Raw genomic sequence first — 4522 nt, 5'->3', positions numbered from 1 at the left:
TGATCACGATGGCCAAGGGCCTCACGTCGGGCTACGTGCCGATGGGGGCGGTCGGCATTCACGAGCGCGTGGCGCGGCCGATCATCGACAACGGCGAATTCAATCACGGCCTCACGTACTCGGGCCACCCGGTGGCGGCGGCCGTCGCGGTCGCGAACCTGAAGCTGCTGCGCGACGAAGGCATCGTCGAGCGCGTGAAGACCGATATCGGGCCGTATTTCCAGCGTCGGCTGCGCGATGCGCTGGGTGACCATCCGATCGTCGGGGAGATCGCGGGCGCGGGGCTCGTCGCAGGCGTTCAGCTTGCGCGCGATCGCGGCCGGCGCGAGCGGTTCGGTGCGGACGTCGATATCGGCACGATCTGCCGCGACTTCTGCTTCAACGACCACCTGATCATGCGCGCGACCGGCGACCGGATGCTGCTGTCGCCGCCGCTCGTGATTCGCGAGGCGGAAGTCGACGAGATCGTCGACAAGGCGAAGCATGCGTTCGATGCGACGGCGGAGCGGGTGGGGTAAGTCGTGCAACGATTCGGCCGTGCTCGCGTGGCCGCGACTCGATCATGTCGCAGCGCGTTGCGGCTTTACCGGCGGACATTCGGTGAATGCCGGTGGACCGGACCGGTTTGGCGGTGACGGCGACTCCGCCGTGTGGTGTTTCCTGCGCCGGACCGGCCATGACGGCCGGTCCAGTCGGTGCAACGTGAACCGCGCGTTGCCTGAAGGGGAATAAAACCACGCGGTATCAAACGTGCGTGAACCGCTGCCGCTCGAAGGCCATGATGTGCGCAACCGAAGACGCGATATCCATCGCTCCGGTTTCGACGACGACATCGGGCGCGGCCGGAACTTCGTAGGGATCCGAGATGCCGGTGAATTGCGTCGTCTGGCCGGTGAACGCTTTTGCGTAAAGCTGCTTCGGATCGCGTGCGGAACAGGTTGCAATATCGGTTTTCAGATAAACCTCGACGAACCGATCTGCGCCCACGATATGTCGTGCCCGTTGCCGGTCGGCTTCATAAGGCGAGATCAGCGCGACGATGACGGTAAAACCCTGCGCATTGAGCAATTTCGCCATTTCGGCGGTGCGACGGCAGTTCTCGGTACGATCTTCCCGCGAGAAACCGAGATCGGGAGACACGCCCGCCCGCAATTCGTCGCCGTCGAGTATGCATGTCGGAATATCGCGCGCGCGCAACTGCCTGGCGATCTCGCGCGAGAGGGTTGACTTGCCGGCGCCGCTCAGACCGGTAAGCCACAGGGTGTAGTCGTTCTTCTCTTGTGCCATGGGTGTCAATCTCTATCACCAGCTCTGACCATCGCAAGTCAAGATTTCGTGCCTAAATGCGATGCCGATTCGGCTGGTTGTTATTTGGTGTAAGGATTCTATGCATCCGGATTTCTACAAATGTTACAGAAGAATTACCAAAAATTACACTGGCAATTTTCTTTCTTTCGTGTTGAAAGCTTGCTAATGACCTGAATGAAATGTCTGATCTTTGTTCGTCCGCCGGGTCGGAAGACGGTGTGGTACCAGCGGACGTTGATCCGCGAAGAAATGAACGATTTTGCCGTTGATCGCGCATTTCCCTGATTTGCATCAGCCGATACAAGCAATCGATGCTTGGCAAATTGACGCGCATCGATGGCCATAAAAGTTTGAGAGACAGCGTTCCTGCGCGGGATTCCGATTGGCAATGCGGCGATATTGTTGGAAAAGCGCACGGAACTCCAGCGCGTTGACCGCGAGGACATTGATTTTCCGCAGGTGAAAATCCGCGCGCGCGCACGCAGGGGCGTGTTGATCGAGGCCGCGGATACGTGGAGGAGGTGACAACGGCTGCGTCGTGAATCCGGCGCGGCAAAACGAAAAGGCCCTGCGTCGTGAGACGCAGGGCCTTGAATTCTTTGGTGGGCGGTACTGGGATCGAACCAGTGACCCCTGCCGTGTGAAGGCAGTGCTCTACCGCTGAGCTAACCGCCCAAAGAAGCTGAAATTATGTCAGGGCTTTGAGGGTCTGTAAAGCCCTTTCTGCAAATTTTTTCGAATGTCCGCCGGCATCCGCCGCCGACCGCTCGTTCAGCCCGCGAGCGCGGGCAGCCCGTCGATCGATGCGCGCACGTAGTCGGCGAAGCGTAGCGCGACCGGCTCGGCGGTGCCGCTGCGCTTGAGCGCAAGCGTGCGCGATTCGAGCGACGCATCCTTCAGCGGCCGGAACGCGAGCCGGTCGCTCTTCGCCTGCTGCAGCACGCGCGGCACCAGCGCGACCCCCATCCCGAACTCGATCATCGACAGGATCGTCTGCCACAGCCGCGCTTCGTGGCGGATCAACGGACTGAATCCCGCGTTCACGCACTGCGCGATGATCAGGTCGTGATAGTGCGGCGCCGCTTCGCGCGGAAACAGGATGAACGGTTCCGTCGCAAGCGCGGCGAGCGCGACTTGTCTGCGCCGCGTGAGCGGATGCGCGGCCGGCAGGCAGCACACGAACGGCTCCGCATAGACGGGCACCGATTCGACTTCGGGCGGGAAGTGGCCCCAGTGCGCATAGCCGAGATCGATCTGGCCACGCTGGATCGCCTGTACCTGCGCATGCGTGTTCATCTCGCTCAGCACGACCTCGACGCCCGGGTAGTCGGTTTCGAAGCGCCGTACCGCGTCGGGCAGCCCGCGATACAGCATCGAATGGACGAAGCCGATCCGCAGCCGGCCCGCGAGGCCCGACGCGGAGCGCACCGTCAGGCGCTCGGCCTCGGCCGCCTGCAGCAGCAGCCGGCGTGCCTCGCCGAGCAGCACCTCGCCCGCGTTGGTCAGCGCGACGGTCTTGTTGGTGCGCGAGAAGAGCTGCACGCCGAGCGTGTCCTCGAACTTGCGGATGTCGAAACTCAGCGCCGGCTGCGAGATGAACAGGCGCTTCGCCGCGCGCCCGAAATGCAGCTCCTCCGCGACCGCCACGAAATAGCGCAATTGCCTCAGTTCCACGGTGTCTCCTCCTGGCGTCGGCATCGATAAGCGACATCTATCGTACCGGATGAATCCTGTATTGGACGCTTATCGATCGCGCGCCTACGCTCTGCGGAAGGTTTCGCGCGGAGCCGGCAGCGGGCGGCGGCGCCCGGCCGGATCAACGCGCAGGCAACTCAGGAGACAACTCGCATGAACGACACCGCTGGCGCGCCGGACCCCGGCACATCCAACATCCCCGACAGCCGGGGCATCAATTTCTTCACCGCCGACACCGACCTCGGCGCGTTGCTGAAGCTGCACCTCGGCGATGCGCACTATGCCGAACTCGAGCCGCAACTGCGCGCGCTCGGCGCACGCGTGTCCGGCGAACTGGACGAATGGGCATCGCGCGCGGACAAGCATCCGCCCGTGCTCGCGCATCGCAACCGGCGCGGCGAGGCCGTGCAGCGGATCGACAAGGATCCCGCGTATGTCGCGCTCGAACGCGTTGCGTATGCGGAGCTCGGGCTCGCGTCGATGAGCCACGGGGCGCAATCCGTGCCGCCGCTCGTCAAGTACGCGCTGACGTTCCTGTTCGTGCAGGCGGAGTTCGGGCTGTGCTGCCCGGTCAGCATGACCGACTCGCTGACGCGCACGCTGCGCCGCTTCGGCGATCCGGCGCTCGTCGCGCGTTATCTGCCGATGCTCGCGTCGCGCGACTTCGACACGCTGTACCAGGGGGCGATGTTCATGACCGAGCAGGCGGCCGGCTCCGACGTCGCGCGGATCGCGACGCGCGCCGCGCGCGAGACGGACGCGCACGGCGGGACCGTCTGGCGCCTGACCGGCGACAAGTGGTTCTGCTCGAACGCGGATGCCGACCTCGCGATGGTGCTCGCGCGGCCCGACGGCGCGCCGGACGGCATCAAGGGCCTCGCGCTGTTCCTGCTGCCGAAGACGCTGCCCGACGGCACGCGCAACCGCTACCGGATCGTGCGCCTGAAGGACAAGCTCGGCAGCCGTTCGATGGCGAGCGGCGAGATCGTGCTCGACGGTGCGCAGGCCTGGCTGATCGGCGAGATCGGCCGCGGCTTTCACCAGATGGCCGACATGATCAACATGTCGCGGCTGTCGAACGGCGTGCGCGCGGCGGGGCTGATGCGGCGCGCGCTGAACGAGGCGCTGCACGTCGCCGCGCATCGCGAGGCGTTCGGCCGCAAGCTGATCGAGATGCCGCTGATGCAGCGTCAGCTGATGAAAATGCTGCTGCCGGCCGAGGCCGCCCGCGCGATGTTCATGCAGATCGCGTTGCTGCTGCCGCACGCCGACGCCGGTGACGAGCAGGCCGCGCGCTGCGTGCGGATCCTGACGCCGCTGATCAAGTTCCGCGCGTGCCGCGATGCGCGCCGCGTGACGGGCGACGCGATGGAAGTGCGCGGCGGCACCGGCTACATCGAGGAATGGAGCGATGCACGGCTCGTGCGCGATGCGCATCTCGGCTCGATCTGGGAAGGCACGAGCAACATCGTCGCGCTGGACGTCGCGCGGGCGGCGCAGCGCGAGCACGCACTCGACA

Annotated in this window: 4 protein-coding genes and 1 tRNA gene; 2 read left to right on the top strand and 3 right to left on the bottom strand. The window is 64.7% G+C overall.

The features are described 5' to 3' along the window. The coding region (locus G3N62_RS34480) for an aminotransferase class III-fold pyridoxal phosphate-dependent enzyme (RefSeq protein ID WP_206141491.1) at positions 1-518 on the top strand (518 nt) is incomplete at its 5' end. A gap of 226 nt (positions 519-744) precedes the next feature. Here the strand turns inward: G3N62_RS34480 and cysC are convergent. From cysC to G3N62_RS34465, 3 genes are all read right to left on the bottom strand, one after another. Then, the gene (gene cysC / locus G3N62_RS34475; protein WP_034188971.1) at positions 745-1287 is read right to left on the bottom strand and encodes an adenylyl-sulfate kinase; all 543 of its coding nucleotides are present in this window, start codon (positions 1285-1287) and stop codon (positions 745-747) included. Between the two features lie 621 nt (positions 1288-1908). After that, positions 1909-1983 (bottom strand) — tRNA-Val (locus tag G3N62_RS34470). A 96-nt stretch (positions 1984-2079) separates the two neighbouring features. After that, positions 2080-2982 carry a LysR family transcriptional regulator gene (locus G3N62_RS34465; RefSeq protein WP_069706954.1) on the bottom strand — a complete coding sequence of 301 codons (903 nt, stop codon included), beginning with the start codon at positions 2980-2982 and terminating at the stop codon, positions 2080-2082. Between the two features lie 174 nt (positions 2983-3156). On the opposite strand from G3N62_RS34465, the gene G3N62_RS34460 reads away from it, so the two are divergent. Continuing rightward, on the top strand, positions 3157-4522 hold a 1366-nt coding region (locus G3N62_RS34460; RefSeq protein WP_206141490.1), incomplete at its 3' end, for an acyl-CoA dehydrogenase family protein.

The sequence above is a fragment of the Burkholderia sp. Tr-20355 genome (assembly GCF_017104685.1).
GTDB lineage: Bacteria > Pseudomonadota > Gammaproteobacteria > Burkholderiales > Burkholderiaceae > Burkholderia > Burkholderia seminalis.
Note: the sequence above shows the minus strand (reverse complement) of the source record. Positions and strands in the feature narration are given on the sequence as shown.